Genomic DNA, 21,455 nt, shown 5'->3' with positions numbered 1-21,455 from the left:
GATATCAGCCGCGCGCTTTCTCGATCAGCTCGATGTATTCCGCAGCGTTGCGTTGATCGCGGATCTGGTCGATGAAAGTCTTGCCGTGCTCGTCCTTGCCATCGACGTCATAACCGGCTTCGACGAAGAACGTCAGGAAGCGTTCGAAATCGTCGATGCGCAGGCCACGGTAAGCCTTGACCAGTTTGTGCAGCGACGGCGAGGTGGCGTCGACCGGCTCAAAATCGAGGAACAGCTTGATCTGCTCATCGCCGATCTCGTCACCAATCACTTGCTTCTTATCTTTACGCATTGCCGACTCCAGCTCGCAGACATTTCACGGGGCGGGCAGTTTACCCCTGCGCAGGCACAAGGCTCAACGCGAGCGCGTACTGCCGGTGTGCAAATCGGCCCAGATGTGGCCGTTGGCGTAACTGAGAAATTGCACGTAGACCGTATCGTTGCGCAACAGATCGATCACCACCCGGTACTGGGCCAGCGGGTAGTAGAGCGTGAGGGTCTTGCTCTTGTCGTCATACACCGGTTTTTTCAGGCTTTTGCTTTCGCCATCGAAGTTGACCAGCACCTGATTGATCGTCGCCCCCTTGTTCAGGGATTTGCCTTTTAGGCGGATCATCAACGAAGAGGTGACCGGAATCGGCTGCTGATTGGACTGGCGCTGGGCCCCCACCACCACGGAATAATCGGTGACCTGCAACAGTTGCTGCTGCTCGGGTTCGGCATCGCGCAGGGTCAGGTCGTCCGGCGGCAGGAATTGACTGTGCATCGGGGCGGCGGCCAGGGGCAGGCTGAGGGTCAGCAACAGGGCGGCGCAGCTGCGGATCAAGAGGCTCATGACAGGCTCCGGGGGCGGGGCCGAGCACTTTAGCAGCCTTTAAAGCAAAAGATCGCAGCCCGGGGCTGCGATCTTTCAGGGGTTCTCACATGCCTTTGACGGCGAAGATCCCGTTAGCGTTGCGCCAGTAGCCTTTGTAGTCCATGCCGTAACCGAAGATGTAACGGTCGATGCACGGCAGACCAACGAAGTCGGCTTTCAGGTCAGGACGGGCCTTGCGGTCGTGATCCTTGTCGATCAGCACCGCGGTGTGCACTTTGCGCGCGCCGGCGTGACGGCAGAAGTCGATGATCGCGCCCAGGGTGTGACCTTCGTCGAGGATGTCGTCGATGATCAGCACGTCGCGGTCGATGAACGAGACTTCAGGCTTGGCTTTCCAGAACAGGTCGCCGCCGCTGGTTTCGTTGCGATAGCGGGTGGCGTGCAGGTAGGACGCTTCCAGCGGAAACTGCAGATGGGTCAGCAGTTTGCCGGAGAAGATCAGGCCGCCGTTCATCACGCAGAACACCACCGGGTTGCTGTCGGCCAGTTGTTCGTTGATTTGTGCACCGACACGGGCAATGGCAGCCTCGACTTCAGCTTCGGTGTACAGGCAGTCAGCCTCTCGCATGATTTGACGGATATGCTCGAGATCAGCGGACATGGCGCTCTCCAGGGGGGTCTGTTTCGGAAAAGCGAGCAAAGGTACGCATCCCGCACGGCCGAATCAAGCATTTGTGGACTAACGTACTGTATGTCCTATAGGACATCACCGTCGGATAGATTAATCTAGGCCGGTTTTTTTGCCCGCCGCCGGAGCCTTTCCCCATGTCCATCCAAGAGATCCGCCATCCGCTGATCCGTCACAAACTTGGCCTTATGCGCCGTGCAGACATCAGCACCAAGAATTTCCGCGAACTCGCGCAGGAAGTCGGTGCCCTGTTGACCTATGAAGCGACCAAAGACCTGCCGCTGGAAACCTACGATATCGAAGGTTGGTGCGGCACCGTGTCGGTCGAGAAAATCGCCGGCAAGAAGATTACCGTCGTGCCGATCCTGCGTGCCGGCATCGGCATGCTCGAAGGCGTGCTCAGCCTGATCCCGGGCGCCAAGGTCAGCGCCGTCGGCGTTGCCCGTAACGAAGAAACCCTGCAGGCCCACACCTATCTGGAAAAACTGGTTCCGGAAATCGACGAACGCCTGGCCATGATCATCGACCCGATGCTTGCCACCGGCAGCTCCATGGTTGCGACCATCGACCTGCTGAAGAAGGCCGGTTGCAAGGACATCCGTGCGATGGTGCTGGTTGCCGCGCCGGAAGGCATCGCCGCTGTCGAGAAAGCTCACCCGGACGTGATCATCTACACCGCGTCCATCGATCAGAAACTCAACGAGCACGGTTACATCATTCCTGGGCTTGGCGATGCCGGTGACAAGATCTTCGGCACCAAGCAGAAGGACGCGTAAGCATGCAGCAAGAGTTCAACGATCCGCTCTGGCGCACCGTGCTGTCCGGCGCACAGATGCTGTTCGTGGCTTTCGGCGCCCTGGTGCTGATGCCACTGATCACGGGCCTGGACCCGAACGTGGCACTGTTTACCGCGGGTCTGGGAACGATCCTGTTCCAGATCGTCACCGGGCGTCAGGTGCCGGTATTCCTCGCGTCGAGCTTCGCCTTCATCACCCCGATCATTCTCGCCAAAGGCCAGTTCGGCCTCGCCGCGACCATGGGCGGCGTGATGGCGGCCGGTTTCGTCTACACCTTCCTCGGCCTGGCCGTGAAGATCAAAGGCACCGGGTTCATTGACCGTTTGCTGCCGCCGGTGGTGATCGGCCCTGTGATCATCTCCATCGGTCTGGCCATGGCGCCGATTGCCGCGAACATGGCGATGGGCAAGGCCGGCGACGGTTCGGAACTGATCCATTACCAGACCGCCATGATGATCTCGATGCCGGCGCTGCTGACCACATTGATCGTGGCGGTGTTCGGCAAGGGCATTTTCCGTCTGGTGCCGATCATTTCCGGCGTGCTGGTGGGTTTTGCCCTGTCCTTCTACTTCGGCGTGGTCGACACCGCGAAAATTGCCGCAGCACCGTGGTTCGCCCTGCCGGCCTTCACCGCACCGGAGTTCAACTGGCAGGCAATCCTGTTCATCGTCCCGGTAGCTTTGGCCCCGGCCATCGAACACATCGGCGGCGTGATTGCTGTCGGCAGCGTGACGGGTCGCGACTACCTGAAGAAGCCAGGCCTGCATCGCACCCTGCTCGGTGACGGTATCGCCACCACCGCAGCCGGCCTGTTCGGCGGCCCGCCCAACACGACCTACGCGGAAGTGACCGGCGCAGTGATGTTGACCAAGAACTACAACCCGAAAATCATGACCTGGGCGGCGATCTTCGCCATCAGCCTGGCGTTCATCGGCAAGTTCGGCGCCCTGCTGCAAAGTATTCCGGTGCCGGTGATGGGCGGGATTCTGTGCCTGCTGTTCGGTTCGATCGCGGCGGTGGGGATGAACACCTTGATCCGTCACAAGATCGACCTGGGTGAGGCGCGCAATCTGGTGATCGTTTCGGTGACCCTGGTGTTTGGTATCGGTGGCGTGCTGGTCGGCACCGGCACCGGTCCCGACGACTTCGGTCTCAAAGGCATCGCGCTGTGCGCGGTGGTGGCAATTGCGCTGAACCTGCTGCTGCCGGGTAATGACGGCTGGAAGCAGAAGAAGGCGGATGAGCCGCTGATCTAACGACGGATCGTTCCCTCTTTGATCGTCATGATCGTTCCCACGCTCATCACCTCACACTGATCGTTCCCACGCTCCGCGTGGGAATGCAGCCCGTGACGCTCTGCGTCACTGGACGCGGAGCGTCCCCAGAGGCATTCCCACGCGGAGCGTGGGAACGATCAATCATCGACGATCATTAAAGGGCCAATGGCGCCCGTTCACAAAGTGTTGCCAACGCCTTCGCCCATTGCGGGTCATCATTCAGGCACGGCACCAGCACCAGCTCCTCTCCCCCCGCTTCGCAGAACTGTTCCTTGCCGCGATCGCCGATCTCTTCCAGGGTCTCGATGCAATCGGCAACAAACGCCGGGCACATCACCAGAATCTTCTTCACGCCGCTTTTGGCCAGCTCATCCAGCCGCGCTTCGGTGTAGGGCTCGATCCATTTCGCCCGGCCCAGCCGCGACTGAAACGACACCGACCACTTGCCGTCCGGCAGCCCCATGCGCTCAGCGAACAACGCCGCTGTGCGCAGACATTGGGCGCGATAACAGGTGGCCAATACGGCAGCCGAGGCGTTCTTGCAGCAATCTTCATTCTTGAAGCAATGATTGCCGGTCGGGTCGAGCTTGGTCAGGTGCCGCTCAGGCAAACCATGGAAGCTCAGCAACAGGTGATCGTAATCCTGCTGCAAGTGCGGTTTGGCGCTGGCCACCAGGGCGTCGAGGTATTCCGGTTGATCGTAGAACGGCTGCAACACCGACAGTTGCACATCGAGTTTTTTCTCGCGCACCACCCGCTTGGCTTCTTCGATCACCGTGGTGGTGGTGCTGTCGGCGAACTGTGGATAAAGCGGCGCTAGGGTGATGCGTCTGTGCCCCGCCGCGACCAGCTTCAACAGGCTTGTCTCAATCGACGGCTCGCCGTAACGCATGGCCAGCTCAACCGGACCGTGAGTCCACTGCGCCTTCATCTGCTGTTGCAGGCGACGACTGAGTACCACCAGCGGCGACCCTTCGTCCCACCAGATCGAGGCGTAGGCGTGGGCCGACTGCTCCGGGCGCTTGATCAGAATCAGCGACACCAGCAGACGCCGCACCGGCCACGGCAGGTCGATCACGTAAGGATCCATCAGGAATTGATTGAGATAGCGGCGCACGTCGGCCACCGAAGTGGAGGCCGGCGAACCCAGGTTGACCAGAAGCAAGGCGTGATCGGTCATGCAACGTCCTATTTCAGAGGCGGCTGGAAAGATCGTCCAGGGCCGCGCGTAAATCCGTGAACCGGAAAGTGAATCCCGCTTCCAGCAAGCGTTTGGGCGTGGCCCGTTGGCCACCCAGCAACAGCAATGACATCTCGCCGAGCCCGACCTTCAAGGCGAGGGCCGGCATCGGCATGAACGCCGGGCGGTGCAACACGCTGCCCAGGGTCTTGGCGAATTCGCGATTGCGCACAGGTTTCGGCGCGCACGCATTATAAGGACCGCTCGCCTGATCGCGGTGCAGAAGAAAATCAATCAGGGCGATTTGGTCATCGATATGAATCCACGGCATCCACTGCCGACCGTTGCCCAAAGGCCCGCCCAGCCCGAGCTTGAACGGCAGCAGCAGGCGCGACAAAAAGCCGCCCTCGGCCGACAGCACCAGCCCGGTGCGCACCAGCACCACGCGAATGTCCATCGCTTCGGCGCGTTGCGCGGTTTCCTCCCAGGCGATGCATAACTGGCTGGCGAAATCGTCAATCACCGGTGGGGAGTCCTCGGTCAACTCGCGCTCGCCGCCGTCACCGTACCAACCCACGGCCGAGCCCGAGATCAGCAGCGACGGTTTCTGCCCGCGATGTTCCAGCCACGCCAGCAACGCTTCGGTCAGCGTAATCCGACTGCTCCACAACAACGCCTTGCGCCGATGGGTCCACGGCCGGTCGGCAATCGGCGCGCCGGCCAGGTTGACGATCACGTCGACCGGTTCGTCGCCAAGGTCCTCCAGACGCGCAATGCCACGCACCTGGGCGCCACAGATTTTCGCGACTTTTTCCGGACGACGACTCCAGACCGTCAGGCGATGCCCCTGTGCGGACCAGTGCCGGCAAAGCTGACGTCCGATCAATCCAGTACCGCCGGTCAGCAATATGTGCATGACTTCTTCCTCGCGTGGCGTTTTACCCCGATCACTAGTCTATTTTTATAAACAGGGATCTTTTCTATCGGGCAGGCTCTATTGTTTAACCATAGGCCAAGCTGTCAGAACAAGAACGCTGGAAGTTATACCAAAAAACATAATTGTACAGGTTTCATCCACGGCGTAGTCTGTACAGAAAGGTAAACGAGGCCCCTATGACTGTACCTATCGCAATCATTGGCACCGGCATTGCCGGACTCTCCGCCGCCCAGGCGCTGACAGATGCCGGGCATACCGTTCAGTTGTTCGATAAAAGTCGCGGCAGCGGCGGGCGCATGTCGAGCAAGCGCAGCGATGCCGGTTCGCTGGACATGGGTGCGCAATACTTCACCGCCCGTGATCGGCGCTTCGTGACCGAAGTCCAGCGCTGGCAAAGCAAAGGCTGGGTCGCCGAATGGGCACCGCAGCTCTACACCTTTCATGGCGGGCAGTTGAACCTGTCGCCGGACGAACAGACCCGCTGGGTCGGCACGCCGCGCATGAGCGCCATCACCCGGGGCCTGCTCGATGGCCTGGAAGTGCATTTCGCCTGCCGGATCACCGAGGTCTATCGCGGCGAAGAACACTGGCACCTGCAAGATGCCGAAGGTTTCACCCACGGGCCGTTCAGCCACGTGGTGGTCGCCACTCCGGCGCCTCAGGCTACTGCCCTGCTGGCCTCCGCACCGAAACTCGCCGGTGCCGCCGCCGGCGTGAAAATGGACCCGACCTGGGCCGTCGCCCTCGCCTTCGATACACCGCTGGATACGCCAATCGAAGGCTGCTTCGTCCAGGACAGCGCCCTCGACTGGCTGGCTCGCAACCGCAGCAAACCGGGACGCGACACCACGTGCGACACCTGGGTCCTGCACGCCACCAGTGCCTGGAGCCGGCAGCACATCGATCTGCCCAAGGAAGCGGTGATCGAACAATTGCACGGTGCCTTCGCCGAGTTGCTGCACAGCGCCATGCCGGCCCCGACCTTCAGCCTCGCCCACCGCTGGCTCTATGCCCGGCCGGCAAGCAGTCATGAATGGGGCACCCTGGCCGACGCCGACCTGGGCCTGTATGCCTGTGGCGACTGGTGCCTGTCGGGTCGGGTCGAAGGGGCATGGCTCAGTGGTCAGGAGGCGGCAAGACGCTTGCACGAACACCTGCAGTGAATCGCATCAATCCGCGCAAATTGCTGCTGTCGAAATGGACAGCAGCTCACCCGCAAAACCGTGAAAAACATTTTCTGGTGACCGAACTGTTCCGCGACGAGGACGGCACGGTGCTGGAAATCGAACTGCAGGCGGTGCTGACCCGGCGTACCGAGCAATGCGACTGGCATGCCCTGCAGGATGATTCACGCTGGAAAATGGGCTGGCGCTAAAAACCTCAAAAAAACTTATACAAACAATTTGACTTGTACACCCATGAATCTATGCTGAAGGCATGTTGTACAGATCAGATTGCCTGTACAGGTTCAGATTCGAGGTTGCTGCATGTCCGACTCATCGACGTCCCTACCGAAAATCGCCATCAGCGCCTGCCTGATGGGCGCCGAAGTGCGCTACAACGGCGGGCACAAGGAATCGCGGCTGTGCAGCCGCACCCTGGCCGAGCATTTCGAATTCGTTCCCGTCTGTCCTGAAGTAGCGATTGGTCTGGGGATTCCCCGCGAGCCGATTCGTCTGGTGGGCGATCCGCAAAAGCCTGATGCAGTCGGCACCGTCAATCCGTCGATCAACGTCACCCAGCCATTGGCCGCCTACGGCGAGAAAATGGCCGGGGAGCTCAATGACATCTGCGGCTACATCTTCATGCAGCAATCGCCGTCCTGCGGACTTGAGCGAGTCAAGGTCTACCACGCCAACGGCGCACCGGTGAATGGTGGTGGGCGTGGCATTTACGCCGAGGCGTTCTGTGCACAGCATCCGGATCTGCCGGTGGAAGAAGCCGGGCGTCTCAACGATCCGGTGCTGCGGGAGAATTTCATCACCCGCGTGCTCGCCTACCGCGAATGGCAGCAGGTGCTCGAGCAGGGCTTGAGCCGCCGTGCACTGACCGAATTTCACTCGCGCTACAAATACCTGCTGATGGCCCACAACCCGGTGCAATACAAGGCGCTGGGCAATCTGCTGGGCAACATGGGCCAGACCGACCCGGCCGAGCTGGGCCCGCGCTATTTCAGCGAACTGATGGCGGCACTGAAAAAATGCGCCACCCGCCGTACCCACAGCAACGTCCTGCAGCACATCAGTGGCTACCTGAAACAGGCGATCAGCCCTGAAGACAAACAGGAAGTGCAGCACATCATCGGCCAGTACCGGCACGGCATCGTTCCGCTGGTGGTGCCGCTGACCCTGCTCAAGCATCACTTTCGCCTCCACCCGGATCCCTACATTGCGCAGCAGGTGTACCTGCAACCGCATCCGGAAAACCTCAGCCTGCGAAACGCCATTTGATGAATGACTCACTCGACACCAGCGCCCGTGAAGACCTCGGCGCCGACTTCAAGAAAGCCCTCGACGAGGGCTGGCTGCCGATCCGCGAAGTCGCCCGTCAGACCGGCGTGAACGCCGTCACCCTGCGCGCCTGGGAACGGCGCTATGGGCTGATCGTTCCGCAGCGCACGCCCAAGGGTCATCGCTTGTACAACGCCGAGCATGTGCAACGTATCCAGAACATCCTTACCTGGCTCAACCGTGGCGTAGCGGTCAGCCAGGTCAAACCGCTGCTCGACACCGCGCAGACGTTCAACGAACCGGCGCAGGACGAATGGCATCCACTGCGCCAGGCCGCCCTGCTGGCGGTTACCCACCTGAACGAGCGCAGCCTCGACGACGGCATCAACCAGGCGATGGCGCTGTATCCGCCACGCACTCTATGCGAGCAATTGCTGCTGCCGCTGCTAAGCGATCTTGAACAGCGCTGGCAGGGCCAGTTCGGCGCGCAGATGGAGCGGGTGTTCTTTTATGCCTGGTTGCGCAGCAAATTCGGCGCACGCATCTACCATAACAATCGTCAGTTGCGCACCGCGCCGCTGCTGCTGATCAACCAGTCGGACCTGCCACTGGAGCCGCATCTGTGGCTCTGCGCCTGGCTGATCAGCAGCGCCGATTGCCCGGTGCAGGTATTCGATTGGCCGCTGCCGGCCGGCGAACTGGCGTTGGCAACCGATACCCTGCAAGCCCGTGGCGTACTGCTGTATTCCAGCAAAGCCCTGAACCTGGCGCAGCTACCGAAACTGTTCAACGGTGTCAGCTGCCCAAAACTGATTGTCGGACCAACGGTGTGTATCCACCACGCCGAGCTGTCCACAAAGACTTCCGAACTCGCTGATCTGTTCCTGGCCGAAGACCCCCTTTCGGCACATCGGGCACTCATTGAGCGTGGGTTGATTTAATGATTTCGACAGAGACCGACATGCAATTGATCTGGCTGCGCAGCGACTTGCGCCAACATGACAACACCGCCCTCGCGGCCGCCGCCGAGCGTGGCCCGACCGTCGCCGTGTACCTGTTGAGCCCGCAGCAATGGCAGGAACATGATGATGCTCCGTGCAAGATCGATTTCTGGCTGCGCAATCTGCGTGAGTTGAGCAAAACCCTTGGCGACCTGAACATCCCGCTCCTGATCCGCACCGCGCCTCACTGGGATCAGGCACCCGCCGTGCTGCTCGAACTGTGTCGGCAACTGAAGATCGAGGCGGTGCACGTCAACGAAGAATACGGCATCAACGAAAGCCGTCGCGACGAGGCAGTTGCCAAAGCGTTGCAAGCGGCAGGCATAACCTTCCACAGCTATCTCGACCAATTGCTGTTCAAGCCCGGCAGCGTGCTGACCAAAACCGGCACTTACTTTCAGGTGTTCAGCCAGTTCCGCAAGGTTTGCTACGAACGCCTGCACCGCTCGATGCCGTCGCTGAAACAGCCGCCGGGCAAGCAATCGGCGCTGAATATCACCAGCGACCCGGTCCCGGCAGCCATCAAAAGTTTCCCGACACCCGGCGAATCCCTGCGCGCCCTGTGGCCCGCCGGTGAATCCGAAGCCCGGCGTCGCCTCGACACGTTCGCCGATGCACAGATCGATTACTACAAGAGCGAACGCGACTTCCCGGCCAAACCCGGCACCAGCCAGCTTTCGGCCTATCTGGCTGCAGGCGTGATCTCGCCGCGCCAATGCCTGCACGCCGCCCTGCAAAGCAATCAGGGTGAATTCGAAAGCGGCAAGGTCGGCGCCGTCACCTGGATCAACGAACTGCTGTGGCGCGAGTTCTACAAACATATTCTCGTCGGTTATCCGCGGGTTTCACGCCATCGCGCATTCCGTCCGGAAACCGAAGCCCTGGCCTGGCGCGACGCCCCGGAGGATCTGGCCGCCTGGCAAGAGGCGCGCACCGGCTTGCCGATCATCGACGCCGCCATGCGCCAACTGCTGGAAACCGGCTGGATGCACAACCGCCTGCGGATGGTGGTGGCGATGTTTCTGACCAAGAACCTGCTGATCGACTGGCGTGAAGGCGAACGTTTTTTTATGCGCCACCTGATCGACGGCGACCTGGCTGCCAACAATGGCGGCTGGCAGTGGAGTTCCTCGACGGGCACCGATTCGGCGCCGTATTTCCGCATCTTCAACCCGCTCAGCCAGTCGGAAAAATTCGATAGCGAAGGTCTGTTCATCAAGCACTGGTTGCCGGAGCTGGCCGGGCTGAACAAGAAAGAAGTGCACAACCCGGCCAGTGCTGGCGGGTTGTTCGGCGTCGCCGACTATCCGGCGCCGATCGTTAATCTGAGTGCATCACGGGAGCGGGCGCTGGCAGCGTTCAAGAACCTGCCGTCGCGCGCATCTCAAGGAGCGAGTGATGAGTGAATTTCTACGCAGTTTCGCCCAGCGGTTCGCACAGTTGAACAAAGACAATTTGCGCACCCTGGACGAACTGTACAGCGAGGACATTCACTTCACCGATCCACTGCATGAAGTGCAGGGACTGACGCAATTGCGCGGTTACTTCAGCGAGTTGTACGCCAACGTCAACGAACTGCGCTTCGATTTCCACGGCTTCGACCAGATCGGCGAAGGCGAAGGCTATTTGCGTTGGGTCATGAGCTACCGCCACCCGCGTCTGAGCGGTGGGCAACTGATCCGCGTCGCCGGCTGCTCGCATCTGCTCTGGCGCGACAAGGTTTACCGCCACCGGGATTATTTCGATGCCGGAGCGCTGCTTTATGAACATTTACCCGTATTGGGTCGGGTGATTGCCTGGCTGAAAAGGAGATTGGGATGAGTCGTACAGCTCCACGGCGTTATTGGCTGACCGGTGCCAGCAGTGGCATCGGCGCAGCACTCGCGGAAGACATTCTCAAAAGCGGTGCACAGCTGGCGGTCAGTTCCCGCCAGGTCGCGCCGCTCAAGGTTCTGTCACAACGGTATCCGGGACAGGTTCTGGTGGTGCCCGGCGATCTGACCAACAGCCAGACCGTACGCGAAATTGGCGAACAGATAGCCGCGGACTGGGGCTCGCTGGATACCGTCATCCTCAATGCAGGGACCTGCGAATACGTCGACGCTCACCAGTTCGACGCCTCGATCATCGAGCACGTGGTGCGTACCAACCTGCTCGCCAGCAGCTATTGCATCGAAGCCGCCCTGCCCTTGCTGCGCAAAGGTACGGCACCGCATCTGGTGGGGATGGCCAGCTCGGTGACCTATGTGCCGCTGCCACGGGCAGAAGCCTATGGCGCGTCGAAGGCCGGGCTGCGTTATCTGTTCGAATCCCTGCGCATAGATCTGGCGGACGAAGGCATTGAAGTCACGGTGATCAGTCCCGGTTTCGTCGACACGCCGCTGACCGCCAAGAATGACTTCCCGATGCCGCTCAGCTGGCCTGTGGATAAAGCCGCGCGGCATATCTTCGCCAAGCTGAAAGACCGGCCACTGGAAATCGCCTTTCCGGCGTTGTTCATGGCGGTCCTGTGGCCCCTGTCGAAAATGCCCGCCCGAGTACAACTGGCGATTGGCAAACGCATGGTGCGCAGCAGCCCGCCGCTAAGGGATGCGACATGAAAATCGCCATCGTCGGCAGCGGCATCGCCGGTTTGACCTGCGCGTACCTGCTCGCACGCCGACACGAAATCACCGTGTTCGAAGCCGACGCCCGGATCGGCGGCCATACCCACACGGTGCCGGTCACCGTGGACGGGCGCGAGTACGCGGTGGACACCGGATTTATCGTGTTCAACGACTGGACGTATCCGAACTTCATTCGTCTGCTTGGCCAACTGGGTGTGACGTTCAAACCCACCGAAATGAGCTTTTCAGTCAACGACCCGGACTCCGGCCTGGAATACAACGGCAACAACCTGAACAGCTTGTTCGCCCAACGCAGCAATCTGCTGTCCCCCGGATTCTGGGGCATGTTGCGCGACATCCTGCGGTTCAACAAAGAGGCTCGGCGCGACCTTGCCGAACAGCGGATCGCCACCGACACCACCCTCGACGATTACCTCAAGGCCGGCGGTTACGGCGAGCGCTTCATCCTGCATTACATCGTGCCGATGGGCGCGGCGATCTGGTCGATGCCGATGGCTGAAATGCTCAATTTTCCGTTGCAGTTCTTCGTGCGTTTTTTCGAGAACCATGGGCTGTTGTCGGTCAGTAACCGTCCGCAATGGCAGGTGATCGAGGGTGGCTCCAGTGCCTACATCGCACCGCTGACCGCATCGTTCAAGGAACGCATCCGCCTGAACTGCCCGGTGGGCCGGATCGATCGCGATGCGCACGGTGTGGTTATCCACAGCCCGGCCGGTATCGAACGTTTCGACAAAGTAGTGCTGGCCTGCCACAGCGACCAGGCCCTGCGACTGCTGGGCAACCCCGACAAGGTCGAACGGGAAATCCTCGGCGCCCTGCCCTACGCCGACAACGAAGTGGTGCTGCACACCGACACCCGCTTGCTGCCCACGCGCAAACGGGCCTGGGCCAGCTGGAATTATCGCCTCGGCGGAGCGGGTCATACCCGGGCGGCCGTGACTTATGACATGAACATTCTGCAAGGCCTGCAGAGCGGCACCACGTTCTGCGTCAGCCTCAACCAGAGCGCTGGCATCACGCCGTCCAAAGTGCTGGCGCGCTTCACCTACGCCCACCCGCAATTCAGCCTCGCGGCGGTGACGGCACAGCAGCGCTGGGCTGAAATCGACGGCGCGCAACACACGCATTATTGCGGCGCCTACTGGGCCAACGGTTTTCATGAGGACGGCGTGGTCAGCGCCCTGCGCGTGGCCGCGTCCTTCGGAGAAAGCCTGTGAACAGCGCGCTCTACAGTGGCTGGATCGCCCATCGGCGATTTGCCCCGCGCCGTCATGAGTTTCGTTATCGGATCGGCATGCTGTATCTCGATCTGGCTGAACAGGAGACCGTACTGGGCCTGTCCCGCCTGGCAGGCACCAGCCGCTTTGCGCCGTTTTCATTCCGCGAAACCGACTACCTGAAAACCTTCACCGGCCGGGGCGTGCGCCTGAGCGATGCGGTGCGCCAGTTGGTCGGCGAAGCCGTGGGCCATGCACCGCAAGGTTCGATCTGCCTGCTGACCCAGCCGCGCAGCTGGGGTCTGTCGTTCAACCCGGTGAGTTTTTTCTATTGCCACGAGGCCGACGGCCAACTGGCGGCGATTCTCTGCGAAGTCCGCAACACTCCGTGGCGCGAGCGTTATCACTACGTGCTGCCGGCTCGAGCGCTGACCCATCTGCAGGACTTCCACCAGCATTTTGCCGTGGCCAAGGCGTTTCATGTCTCGCCATTCCTGCCGCCGGACCTGGAATACCGCATGAGCTTCAGCCCTGCTGCGCAGAACCTGGGCGTGCACATGGCCGACTGGCAAGGCGAGCAAAAACTGTTCGACGCCACCCTCGATCTGCGACGCGAAACCCTTGACCGGCGCCACTTGCACCGGCACCTGTGGCGCTTTCCCTGGATGACCGCCAAGACCGCGCTGGCGATTTATTGGCAGGCGCTGCGCCTGTTGCTCAAGCGCACCCCGGTGTATGACCACCAGCGCGCCGACGACCATTTTCGAACCGCCACCGTACCGACCGAGGAACGCCACCATGAAATCCACTAGCGTCTCGGCCAAAGCCAGCCTGCTCAGCCCTCACGGCCTGAGCGGTTCGCTGCTGCGCCGGGGAGTACTGCGCCAGCTGGAGCAGCTCAAGCAGGGTCAACTGATCGTCATCGAGGACGGCGAACGCCACGTCTTTGGTACGCCGGGCAGCACGCTGGTGGGGGAAATTCAGGTACTGGATCCCGCCGTCTGGGGGCTGGTCGCCGGCAATGGTTCGATCGGTGCCGGTGAGGCCTTTATTCATGGCTACTGGCGCTCGCCGGATCTGACGGCGGTGGTGCGTGTGTTCGTCAGCAACCTTGAAGTGCTCGACGCCATGGAAGGTGGCCTGGCCCGGCTCGGTCGCCCGCTGGTGCGCGGGCTGCACTGGCTCAACCGCAATACGCGCAAGGGCTCGCAGAAAAACATCGCCGCACACTACGACCTCGGCAATGACCTGTTCGAGCAGTTTCTCGATCCGACCATGATGTATTCCGCCGCGCAGTTTCTCAGCCCCGACGACAGCCTGGAGCAGGCGCAACTGAACAAACTGGAGCGGATCTGCCAGAAACTCGCGCTCAAGCCCGGTGACCACCTTCTGGAAATCGGCACCGGTTGGGGCAGCATGGCGCTCTACGCGGCGCAGCACTACGGCTGCAAAGTCACCACCACCACGCTGTCGAAGGAGCAGTTCGCCTTCACCGCGGCCCGCATCGAACGCCTCGGTTTGCAGGATCAAGTGACGCTGCTGCTCAAGGACTACCGCGACCTCACCGGCCAGTACGACAAACTGGTGTCGATCGAAATGATCGAGGCGGTCGGCCACCGCTTCCTGCCGACCTACTTCAAACAGTGCGCGCACCTGCTCAAGAACAACGGCCTGATGCTGTTGCAGGCGATCACCATCCGTGAACAGCGCTACGAACAGGCGCGCCGTGGCGTGGACTTCATCCAGCGCTACATTTTCCCCGGTGGCGCCCTGCCCTGCGTGCAGAAAATGCTCGAAATCGTCGGCCGCGACACCGACATGAACCTGTTGCACATGGAAGATTTCGGCCTGCATTACGCCCGCACCCTGCGTCTGTGGCACGAGAACTTTCGCCATGCTCACGGCCGTCTGAGCGAACTGGGCTATGACGATTACTTCCTCAGGTTGTGGGAGTTCTACCTGTGTTACTGCGAGGGTGGATTTCTCGAGCGCACCATCGGCACCGCACAACTGGTGCTGGCCAAACCGGCGGCGATGACCGCGCCTTTGCTGGGCCGGTTCGATGCTTGAACGGTTGGCCAACGCGGTGCTGTTCCAGATCGGCTGGCTGGCCTGCGTGCTCGGTGGCGACAGCCTTTGGTTGCTGCTGGCGCTGGCGGTGCTGGTGATCCATCTGCGCTGGATCAGCAACTGGGCGCAGGAAGGTCGATTGATCCTCGGTGTGGTGATCATCGGCACGGCTGTAGACAGCGTACTGCGCGGCCTTGGGGTATTCGAGTTCAAGGACCTGTCGCCGCTGATTCCGCTATGGCTGATGTTGCTCTGGGCGTTGTTTGCCACGACTTTGCGTCATTGTCTGCAATGGAGCGCGACGCCGTGGTGGCTGGCCAGTCTGCTCGGCGCGGCAGGTGGCGCGCTGTCCTATGGCGCCGGCGGACGACTGGCCGGCGTGCAGTTTCCGTTCGGTGAGCTCCCTACCCTGATCGGCATCGCGCTGCTGTGGGCGTTGCTGTTTCCGCTGCTGCACCAGTTGTCCCGGCGGCTGGCGCGTTAAACGCCTGTCAGGCCTTTCACACGGTCATCGGCCACTGCCGTACACTGGCGCCATGAAAACCATTCCCCATCGACAAATTGCCGAGCCCGAGGTCACCTGCTCGACCTGTGCGGCCTGCTGCTGTCAGCTTGAAGTGATGCTGATCACCGACACCGGCGTACCCGAGCGTTTTATCGATACCGACGATTGGGGTGGTGAGGTGATGCTGCGTCTGGACGACGGCTGGTGCGCGGCGCTGGATCGCGACACGATGATGTGCACGATTTACGAGAAGCGCCCGCTGATCTGTCGCGAGTTTGAAATGGGCGCACCGGAATGCATCGACGAACGCCAGGGGATTGCTACGGCGTACCGCTGAGCACAAAAAAAAGGAGCGCCTGGCGCTCCTTTTTTCTTGAACTGACTTTCCGGGTGCTTACAGCGGCATCGTGTAATGCAATGCGTAGCTTTCCACCCCATCGTTGTCGCTGCTCAGACCGGCGTTGGAATAGTGCGTCGCACGGATCCCCACCTCATGCCCGCCATTGAAGCGCAGGCCGAAACCGATACGGTCTTCGAACTGAAAGGAGCCGCCGAGCTTGTTGTCTTCGTATTCGGTGTTGGAGAACAGCGCCACGCCGATCCCTGCCTCGACATACGGTTTGACCGACTGACCGGCAAACTCGTAAACAAATACCGGCGAGAACGACAGGCTGTTGTTGCTCGACGTCTTGTCGCCTTCCCAATAAGTGTAGGCCCCGCTCCAGTAACCGGTCAGACGACCGACGTCACTTTGCAGCCAGCTCTTGTCCCAGTCGAAATTCATGCCCAGGCGATAAGTCATGGTCGAATCGCTGGTAGCACCCACTGCAAACTCGACGCCAGCAGCCTGTGCGGTAAAACTTTGCCCCATCAGTGCAGCCGCAATCGCGGCCAAGCAGAATAGTCGCTTCACTTTGAAACTTCCTTTTCCGGAACGATCGTTTGGTTTTCTAGGTCACTCTGCGCTATAGAAATCTGCGCTTGGTCAGAAGTTCAGCTGAATTTTTAGTTATTTCACATTTTTTTTACAAGTTGAATTTCTCGACTTCGCCGGCGACTTGCCCCAGCAGGACCAAGGTGTTGCGTAAAGACGCGGGATCGGCACTGGTCCAGAATCTGACCGGTCGGTTCGGACCTACGGCGAGCAGATCACGCTCGGCCAGCAGCCGCTGCAGTTGCCGCGCTACCGCCGCGCCGGTATCGATCAGGCTGATGCTCTCGGGGATCATCGACTTGAGCATCGGCTTGAGAAACGGGTAATGGGTGCAGCCCAGAATGATCGTGTCGCAGCCGCTGGCCAGTAGCGGGTCAACATAGTGCTTGAGCAATGCACGCAACTCGGGGCTGTGCAGGTCGCCGCTTTCAATGCGCTCGACCAGTCCGGGACACGGCTGAGTGATAACCCGCACATCCGTGGCGAAGCGGTCGAGCAACGCGGCGAACTTGGCGCTCTGCAAGGTGCCGGTGGTGGCAAGTACGCCGACCACGCCGCTGCGGGTGGCGGCAGCGGCCGGTTTGACCGCTGGCTCCATGCCGACAATCGGCCAGTCAGGAAAATCCCGGCGCAGATCGGCGACGCCGGCCACGGTGGCGGTGTTGCACGCGATCACCAGCGCCTTGGCGCCCTGCTCGCGGAAAAAACCGGCCATCACGCTACAACGCTGGCGGATGAATTCCGGGGTTTTCTCGCCATAAGGGATGTGGCCGCAGTCGCCGAGGTACAGCAGCGATTCATTCGGTAGCAGATGCTGGATTTCCGCCAGTACCGACACGCCACCTACGCCGGAGTCGAATACGGCGATCGGCGCTTCACGCATGCTGCGAACCACAGACGCTGCAGCCGGGGTCGCGCTTGACCCGTAGCTCACGGAAGCGCGACCCCAGCGCATCGATCAAAAGCAGACGGCCCACCAGTGGTTCGCCAAAACCCGCCAGCAACTTCAAGGCTTCCAGCGCTTGCAGGCTGCCGACCAGACCGACCAGCGGCCCGACCACGCCGGCTTCGCTGCAAGTGAGTTCGGCTTCGCTGCCGTGACCGTACAGGCAGTGGTAGCACGGGCTTTCGGCGCGACGCGGGTCGAACACCGAGAGTTGCCCCTCGAGGCGGATCGCCGCGCCGCTGACCAAGGGCTTGCGCGCCGTCACGCACGCGGCGTTGACCGCTTCGCGGGTGGAGAAATTGTCCGAGCAGTCGAGCACCAGATCCACCGCCGCCACGGCTGCAGCGAGGGAATCCTCGTCCAGCGCCTGACGATGAGGCACCAGTTTGATTTCGGGATTGATCGCGCTCAGGCGCTTGAGCGCCGAGTCGACCTTGGTCATGCCGACGCTGTCGGTGTCGTGGATGATCTGGCGTTGCAGGTTGGTCAGGTCGACCGTGTCGAAATCCGCCAGGTGCAATTCACCGACACCCGCCGCCGCCAGGTACAACGCCACCGGCGCGCCGAGACCGCCGAGGCCGACGATCAATACCCGGCTGTCCTTGAGCTTCAACTGGCCATCGATGTCGATGTGTTGCAGCAGGATCTGCCGACTGTAGCGCAACAATTCCTGATCATTCAGCACGGCAGGCGCCCCAGGCTGATCCGTTGATGGCCGCCCAGATCGGTGCGGCTGTGGACTTCTTCGAAACCTTGCGTCAGCAGCAGATCGCGCACGGCGTCGGCTTGATCATAACCGTGTTCGAGCATCAGCCAGCCACCGGCCTCGAGATGCGCCGGCGCCTGGGCGATGATCAGCCGCAGATCGTCGAGCCCGTCGATGCCGGCCACCAAGGCGCTTTCCGGCTCGAAGCGCACATCGCCTTCCACCAGATGCGGATCGGCCGCGCGGATGTACGGCGGGTTGCTGATGATCAACTCGAAACGCTTGCCTTCAAGGGCGCTGAACCAGTGACTGCTCAGCACCGTCGCATTGTTCAGGTGCAGGCGCTGGCGATTGCGTTCGGCCAGGGCCACGGCTTCCAGCACACGATCCACGGCGGTGACTTTCCACGCCGGGCGTTCGCTGGCCAGGGCCAGGGCAATCGCCCCGCTGCCGGTGCCGAGGTCAAGCACTTTGGCCGGGGTCGCCGGCAGCAGCTCCAGCGCAGCTTCCACCAGCAGTTCGGTGTCCGGGCGCGGGATCAGCGTGTGCGGTGCGACTTCCAGATCGAGCTTCCAGAAACCTTGCTGGCCCAGAATGTAGGCCACCGGCTCGCCGCTGCGGCGGCGTTGCAGGTACTCGGCGAAGACCAGTGCGGCTTCGCTGGGCACGATGCGCTCGGGCCAGGTGTGGAGAAAACTGCGCGACTTGCCCAGCGCGGCGGCCAGAAGCAATTCGGCGTCCAGACGCGCGCTGGGCGAATCCGGCAATTCGGCGGCGCGCAACAGGCTGGCGATGATGGTCATTTACTCACCTATCGCTGCGAGCTGGTCGGCCTGGTATTCGGCCAGCAACGGCTCGATCACCGCTTCGACGCCACCGGCGAGGATTTCGTCGAGGGAATACAGGGTCAGGTTGACGCGATGGTCGGTGACCCGGCCCTGGGCAAAATTGTAGGTGCGGATGCGCTCGGAGCGGTCACCGGAACCCACCAGCAATTTACGTTCGCTGGCGATGGCGTTGGCCGCCGCAGCCGTCTGCTGGTCGTTGAGCTTGGCCGCCAGCCAGGCCATCGCCCGGGCGCGGTTCTTGTGCTGGGAACGTTCTTCCTGGCACTCGACAACGGTGCCGGTCGGGATGTGGGTGATGCGGATCGCCGAATCGGTGGTGTTGACGTGCTGACCACCGGCCCCGGAGGAGCGGTAAGTGTCGACGCGCAAATCCGCCGGGTTGATCTCGATGGCTTCACGCTCGTCCGGCTCGGGCAATACCGCCACGGTGCAGGCCGAGGTGTGGATACGGCCCTGGGATTCGGTGGCGGGTACACGTTGTACGCGGTGCGCGCCGGATTCGAATTTCAGCTTGCCGTAAACGTTGTCGCCTTCGATGCGGGCGATGACTTCTTTATAGCCACCGTGTTCGCCTTCGTTTTCCGAAAGGATCTCCACCCGCCAGCCACGCCGTTCGGCGTAACGCGAGTACATGCGGAACAGGTCGCCGGAGAAGATCGCCGCCTCGTCGCCACCGGTGCCGGCGCGGATTTCGAGGAACACGTTGCGCCCGTCGTTGGGATCCTTGGGCAGCAGCATGCGTTGCAGGTCGGATTCCAGCGTGATCAGCAATTCCTTGGCTTCGCGGACTTCTTCCACGGCCATTTCACGCATGTCCGGGTCGCTGTCCTTGAGCAGCGCCTGCGCGCCTTCAAGATCGCTTTGTACGCCGAGCAGCTTTTTATAGCCTTGTACCACCGGCTCAAGTTCGGCGTATTCCTTGGAATAGGCGCGGAATTTTGCTTGATCGGAAATCACTTCGCCGTCGCCGAGCAGCGCGGTCAGTTCCTCGAAACGGTCCTGGAGAATGTCCAGCTTATTGAGCAGTGACGCTTTCATTGCGGTTTTTTATCCGAAAAGCTATCCGGTGAGCCCTCGAGGGCAAAGAGTTCCTGAGCCATGGCCAGCGCATCGAGGCGGCCTTCGGCAGAAAGCTTTTTCAACTGCACGCTCGGGGCGTGCAGGAGTTTGTTGGTCAGGCCGCGGGCCAATTGCCCGAGGACGTCTTCGGCGTTGCCGCCGTTGGCCAGCAGGCGCAGGGCCTTTTGCAGTTCTTCGTCGCGCAGGCGTTCGCTCTGTTGACGATAGGCCTTGAGCACATCGACCGCCGCCAGCTCGCGCAGGCGCACCATGAAATCGTCGGCGCCGACCGAAACCATCTCTTCGGCCGCCTGCGCTGCCCCCTGACGGCTCTTGAGGTTTTCGGCGACCACTTCGTGCAGATCGTCGACGCTATAGAGGTAAACGTCGTCGAGTTCGCCGACTTCCGGCTCGATGTCACGGGGAACGGCGATGTCGACCATGAAGATCGGTTTGTGCTTGCGCAGCTTCAGCGCGCTTTCCACCGCGCCCTTGCCGAGGATCGGCAACTGACTGGCGGTAGAACTGATAACGATGTCGCTGCGTACCAGTTCGGCCGGAATGTCCGAGAGCAACACCGCGTGGGCACCGAACTGCTCGGCGAGCAGGCTGGCGCGCTCCAGCGTCCGGTTGGCGACCACGATGCGCTTGACCCCCAGTTCATGCAGATGGCGGGCGACCAGAGTGATGGTCTCGCCGGCACCGATCAGCAGGGCCTGGCTGCGCTGCAGGTCGCTGAAAATCTGCTTGGCCAGGCTGACAGCGGCAAATGCCACGGACACCGGGTTTTCGCCGATGGCGGTGTCGGTGCGCACCTGCTTGGCGGCATTGAAGGTCGCCTGGAACAGTCGCCCGAGCAGCGGCCCGATGGTGCCGGCCTCGCGGGCCACGGCGTAGGCCGATTTCATCTGGCCGAGAATCTGCGGTTCGCCCAGCACCAGCGAGTCGAGCCCGGAGGCGACGCGCATCATGTGACGAACGGCCGCATCATCTTCATGCACATAAGCACTCGCGCGCAGCTCTTCGAGGCTCAATTGATGGTATTCGGCCAGCCAGCGCAACACGATGTCCGCCGACACGTGATCCTGTTCTATATACAGTTCACTGCGATTGCAGGTGGAGAGGATCGCAGCTTCGCGGCTGTCGGTGAGTCGGCAGAGCTGTTGCAAGGCCTCCACCAACTGCTCAGGGGTAAATGCCACGCGCTCGCGGACGTCTACTGAAGCAGTCTTGTGGTTGATACCGAGTGCAAGGAAGGCCATTCAAGGTCGCTGATGGTGACGTGAAGCCGGCAATTGTCCTACTTCGTCAGATTCAGAACAACTACCGCTGACTATTGTCCCAATTGCCGGCCCCTATAATGGCCACAATCGAGACTCGGTTATGTTTGGCCGAA

At 61.3% G+C, this 21,455-nt stretch carries 25 protein-coding genes; 14 read left to right on the top strand and 11 right to left on the bottom strand.

Annotated elements, in window-relative coordinates:
• Positions 1 to 4: 4 nt before the first annotated feature.
• The 3 genes from ACM6JM_RS03940 to ACM6JM_RS03930 form a co-directional block, all read right to left on the bottom strand.
• Positions 5 to 292 carry a PA4642 family protein gene (locus ACM6JM_RS03940; protein ID WP_065261225.1) on the bottom strand — a complete coding sequence of 96 codons (288 nt, stop codon included), beginning with the start codon at positions 290 to 292 and terminating at the stop codon, positions 5 to 7.
• Between the two features lie 63 nt (positions 293 to 355).
• The gene (locus tag ACM6JM_RS03935; RefSeq protein ID WP_103387022.1) at positions 356 to 835 is read right to left on the bottom strand and encodes a hypothetical protein; all 480 of its coding nucleotides are present in this window, start codon (positions 833 to 835) and stop codon (positions 356 to 358) included.
• Positions 836 to 920: 85 nt separating this feature from the next.
• Positions 921 to 1,478 (bottom strand): hypoxanthine-guanine phosphoribosyltransferase, encoded by a 558-nt coding sequence (locus ACM6JM_RS03930; RefSeq protein ID WP_007951681.1) that lies wholly within the window; start codon positions 1,476 to 1,478, stop codon positions 921 to 923.
• 164 nt (positions 1,479 to 1,642) lie between these two features.
• Between ACM6JM_RS03930 and upp the strand changes: the two genes are divergently transcribed.
• Both upp and ACM6JM_RS03920 read left to right on the top strand, forming a co-directional pair.
• Entirely contained in the window at positions 1,643 to 2,281 is a 639-nt protein-coding gene (gene upp, locus ACM6JM_RS03925; protein ID WP_007951682.1) for a uracil phosphoribosyltransferase, read from the top strand.
• 2 nt (positions 2,282 to 2,283) lie between these two features.
• Positions 2,284 to 3,558, top strand: coding sequence for a uracil-xanthine permease family protein (locus ACM6JM_RS03920; protein WP_039766305.1), 1,275 nt, complete (start codon positions 2,284 to 2,286; stop codon positions 3,556 to 3,558).
• 175 nt (positions 3,559 to 3,733) lie between these two features.
• Here ACM6JM_RS03920 and hemH read toward each other — a convergent pair whose 3' ends face one another.
• Both hemH and ACM6JM_RS03910 read right to left on the bottom strand, forming a co-directional pair.
• Positions 3,734 to 4,759 carry a ferrochelatase gene (gene hemH, locus ACM6JM_RS03915; RefSeq protein WP_039766307.1) on the bottom strand — a complete coding sequence of 342 codons (1,026 nt, stop codon included), beginning with the start codon at positions 4,757 to 4,759 and terminating at the stop codon, positions 3,734 to 3,736.
• A gap of 13 nt (positions 4,760 to 4,772) precedes the next feature.
• The gene (locus ACM6JM_RS03910; RefSeq protein WP_039766308.1) at positions 4,773 to 5,675 is read right to left on the bottom strand and encodes a TIGR01777 family oxidoreductase; all 903 of its coding nucleotides are present in this window, start codon (positions 5,673 to 5,675) and stop codon (positions 4,773 to 4,775) included.
• A gap of 197 nt (positions 5,676 to 5,872) precedes the next feature.
• Between ACM6JM_RS03910 and ACM6JM_RS03905 the strand changes: the two genes are divergently transcribed.
• From ACM6JM_RS03905 to ACM6JM_RS03850, 12 genes are all read left to right on the top strand, one after another.
• On the top strand, positions 5,873 to 6,859 hold the full coding sequence (locus tag ACM6JM_RS03905) for an NAD(P)/FAD-dependent oxidoreductase (RefSeq protein ID WP_039766309.1): 987 nt from the start codon (positions 5,873 to 5,875) through the stop codon (positions 6,857 to 6,859).
• A complete protein-coding gene (locus tag ACM6JM_RS03900; protein ID WP_039766311.1) occupies positions 6,856 to 7,071 on the top strand; it encodes a TIGR02450 family Trp-rich protein in 216 nt (71 codons plus the stop codon). Before ACM6JM_RS03905 ends, ACM6JM_RS03900 begins: the two co-directional genes overlap by 4 nt.
• 112 nt (positions 7,072 to 7,183) lie before the next feature.
• Entirely contained in the window at positions 7,184 to 8,146 is a 963-nt protein-coding gene (locus tag ACM6JM_RS03895; protein ID WP_074690984.1) for a YbgA family protein, read from the top strand.
• On the top strand, positions 8,146 to 9,087 hold the full coding sequence (locus ACM6JM_RS03890; protein ID WP_074690983.1) for a MerR family transcriptional regulator: 942 nt from the start codon (positions 8,146 to 8,148) through the stop codon (positions 9,085 to 9,087). The genes ACM6JM_RS03895 and ACM6JM_RS03890 overlap by 1 nt, the downstream gene beginning before the upstream one ends.
• 20 nt (positions 9,088 to 9,107) lie before the next feature.
• Positions 9,108 to 10,553, top strand: coding sequence for a deoxyribodipyrimidine photo-lyase (gene phrB / locus ACM6JM_RS03885; protein WP_178082884.1), 1,446 nt, complete (start codon positions 9,108 to 9,110; stop codon positions 10,551 to 10,553).
• A complete protein-coding gene (locus ACM6JM_RS03880; protein WP_039766317.1) occupies positions 10,546 to 10,968 on the top strand; it encodes a nuclear transport factor 2 family protein in 423 nt (140 codons plus the stop codon). Before phrB ends, ACM6JM_RS03880 begins: the two co-directional genes overlap by 8 nt.
• Positions 10,965 to 11,747: an SDR family NAD(P)-dependent oxidoreductase gene (locus ACM6JM_RS03875; RefSeq protein ID WP_039766318.1), complete on the top strand. Its 783-nt coding sequence runs from the start codon at positions 10,965 to 10,967 to the stop codon at positions 11,745 to 11,747. Before ACM6JM_RS03880 ends, ACM6JM_RS03875 begins: the two co-directional genes overlap by 4 nt.
• The gene (locus ACM6JM_RS03870; protein WP_414881366.1) at positions 11,744 to 12,991 is read left to right on the top strand and encodes an NAD(P)/FAD-dependent oxidoreductase; all 1,248 of its coding nucleotides are present in this window, start codon (positions 11,744 to 11,746) and stop codon (positions 12,989 to 12,991) included. The genes ACM6JM_RS03875 and ACM6JM_RS03870 overlap by 4 nt, the downstream gene beginning before the upstream one ends.
• Positions 12,988 to 13,803: a DUF1365 domain-containing protein gene (locus ACM6JM_RS03865; protein ID WP_414881365.1), complete on the top strand. Its 816-nt coding sequence runs from the start codon at positions 12,988 to 12,990 to the stop codon at positions 13,801 to 13,803. The genes ACM6JM_RS03870 and ACM6JM_RS03865 overlap by 4 nt, the downstream gene beginning before the upstream one ends.
• Complete coding sequence (locus tag ACM6JM_RS03860; RefSeq protein WP_414881364.1) at positions 13,790 to 15,061, top strand: class I SAM-dependent methyltransferase; 1,272 nt, start codon at positions 13,790 to 13,792, stop codon at positions 15,059 to 15,061. The genes ACM6JM_RS03865 and ACM6JM_RS03860 overlap by 14 nt, the downstream gene beginning before the upstream one ends.
• Positions 15,054 to 15,545: a DUF2878 domain-containing protein gene (locus ACM6JM_RS03855; protein ID WP_039766325.1), complete on the top strand. Its 492-nt coding sequence runs from the start codon at positions 15,054 to 15,056 to the stop codon at positions 15,543 to 15,545. The genes ACM6JM_RS03860 and ACM6JM_RS03855 overlap by 8 nt, the downstream gene beginning before the upstream one ends.
• Positions 15,546 to 15,597: 52 nt before the next feature.
• On the top strand, positions 15,598 to 15,903 hold the full coding sequence (locus ACM6JM_RS03850; protein ID WP_007951707.1) for a YkgJ family cysteine cluster protein: 306 nt from the start codon (positions 15,598 to 15,600) through the stop codon (positions 15,901 to 15,903).
• 57 nt (positions 15,904 to 15,960) lie between these two features.
• On the opposite strand, the gene ACM6JM_RS03845 is transcribed toward ACM6JM_RS03850, so the two are convergent.
• From ACM6JM_RS03845 to hemA, 6 genes are all read right to left on the bottom strand, one after another.
• Positions 15,961 to 16,479 carry an acyloxyacyl hydrolase gene (locus tag ACM6JM_RS03845; RefSeq protein ID WP_039766327.1) on the bottom strand — a complete coding sequence of 173 codons (519 nt, stop codon included), beginning with the start codon at positions 16,477 to 16,479 and terminating at the stop codon, positions 15,961 to 15,963.
• 112 nt (positions 16,480 to 16,591) lie between these two features.
• The gene (murI, locus tag ACM6JM_RS03840; RefSeq protein WP_163976457.1) at positions 16,592 to 17,383 is read right to left on the bottom strand and encodes a glutamate racemase; all 792 of its coding nucleotides are present in this window, start codon (positions 17,381 to 17,383) and stop codon (positions 16,592 to 16,594) included.
• A complete protein-coding gene (locus tag ACM6JM_RS03835) occupies positions 17,376 to 18,131 on the bottom strand; it encodes a molybdopterin-synthase adenylyltransferase MoeB (RefSeq protein WP_039766333.1) in 756 nt (251 codons plus the stop codon). Before ACM6JM_RS03835 ends, murI begins: the two co-directional genes overlap by 8 nt.
• Entirely contained in the window at positions 18,125 to 18,955 is an 831-nt protein-coding gene (prmC, locus tag ACM6JM_RS03830; protein ID WP_163976459.1) for a peptide chain release factor N(5)-glutamine methyltransferase, read from the bottom strand. Before prmC ends, ACM6JM_RS03835 begins: the two co-directional genes overlap by 7 nt.
• Entirely contained in the window at positions 18,956 to 20,038 is a 1,083-nt protein-coding gene (prfA, locus tag ACM6JM_RS03825; protein ID WP_085668187.1) for a peptide chain release factor 1, read from the bottom strand.
• The gene (hemA, locus tag ACM6JM_RS03820; protein ID WP_039766341.1) at positions 20,035 to 21,321 is read right to left on the bottom strand and encodes a glutamyl-tRNA reductase; all 1,287 of its coding nucleotides are present in this window, start codon (positions 21,319 to 21,321) and stop codon (positions 20,035 to 20,037) included. The genes prfA and hemA overlap by 4 nt, the downstream gene beginning before the upstream one ends.
• Between the last annotated feature and the right edge of the window lie 134 nt (positions 21,322 to 21,455).

Origin of the sequence: Pseudomonas sp. IT-P2, assembly GCF_949767575.1 — a bacterium.
Taxonomy (GTDB): domain Bacteria; phylum Pseudomonadota; class Gammaproteobacteria; order Pseudomonadales; family Pseudomonadaceae; genus Aquipseudomonas; species Aquipseudomonas pharyngis.
The sequence above is the reverse complement of the archived record's forward strand: the minus strand, read 5'-3'. Positions and strand labels throughout refer to the sequence as shown.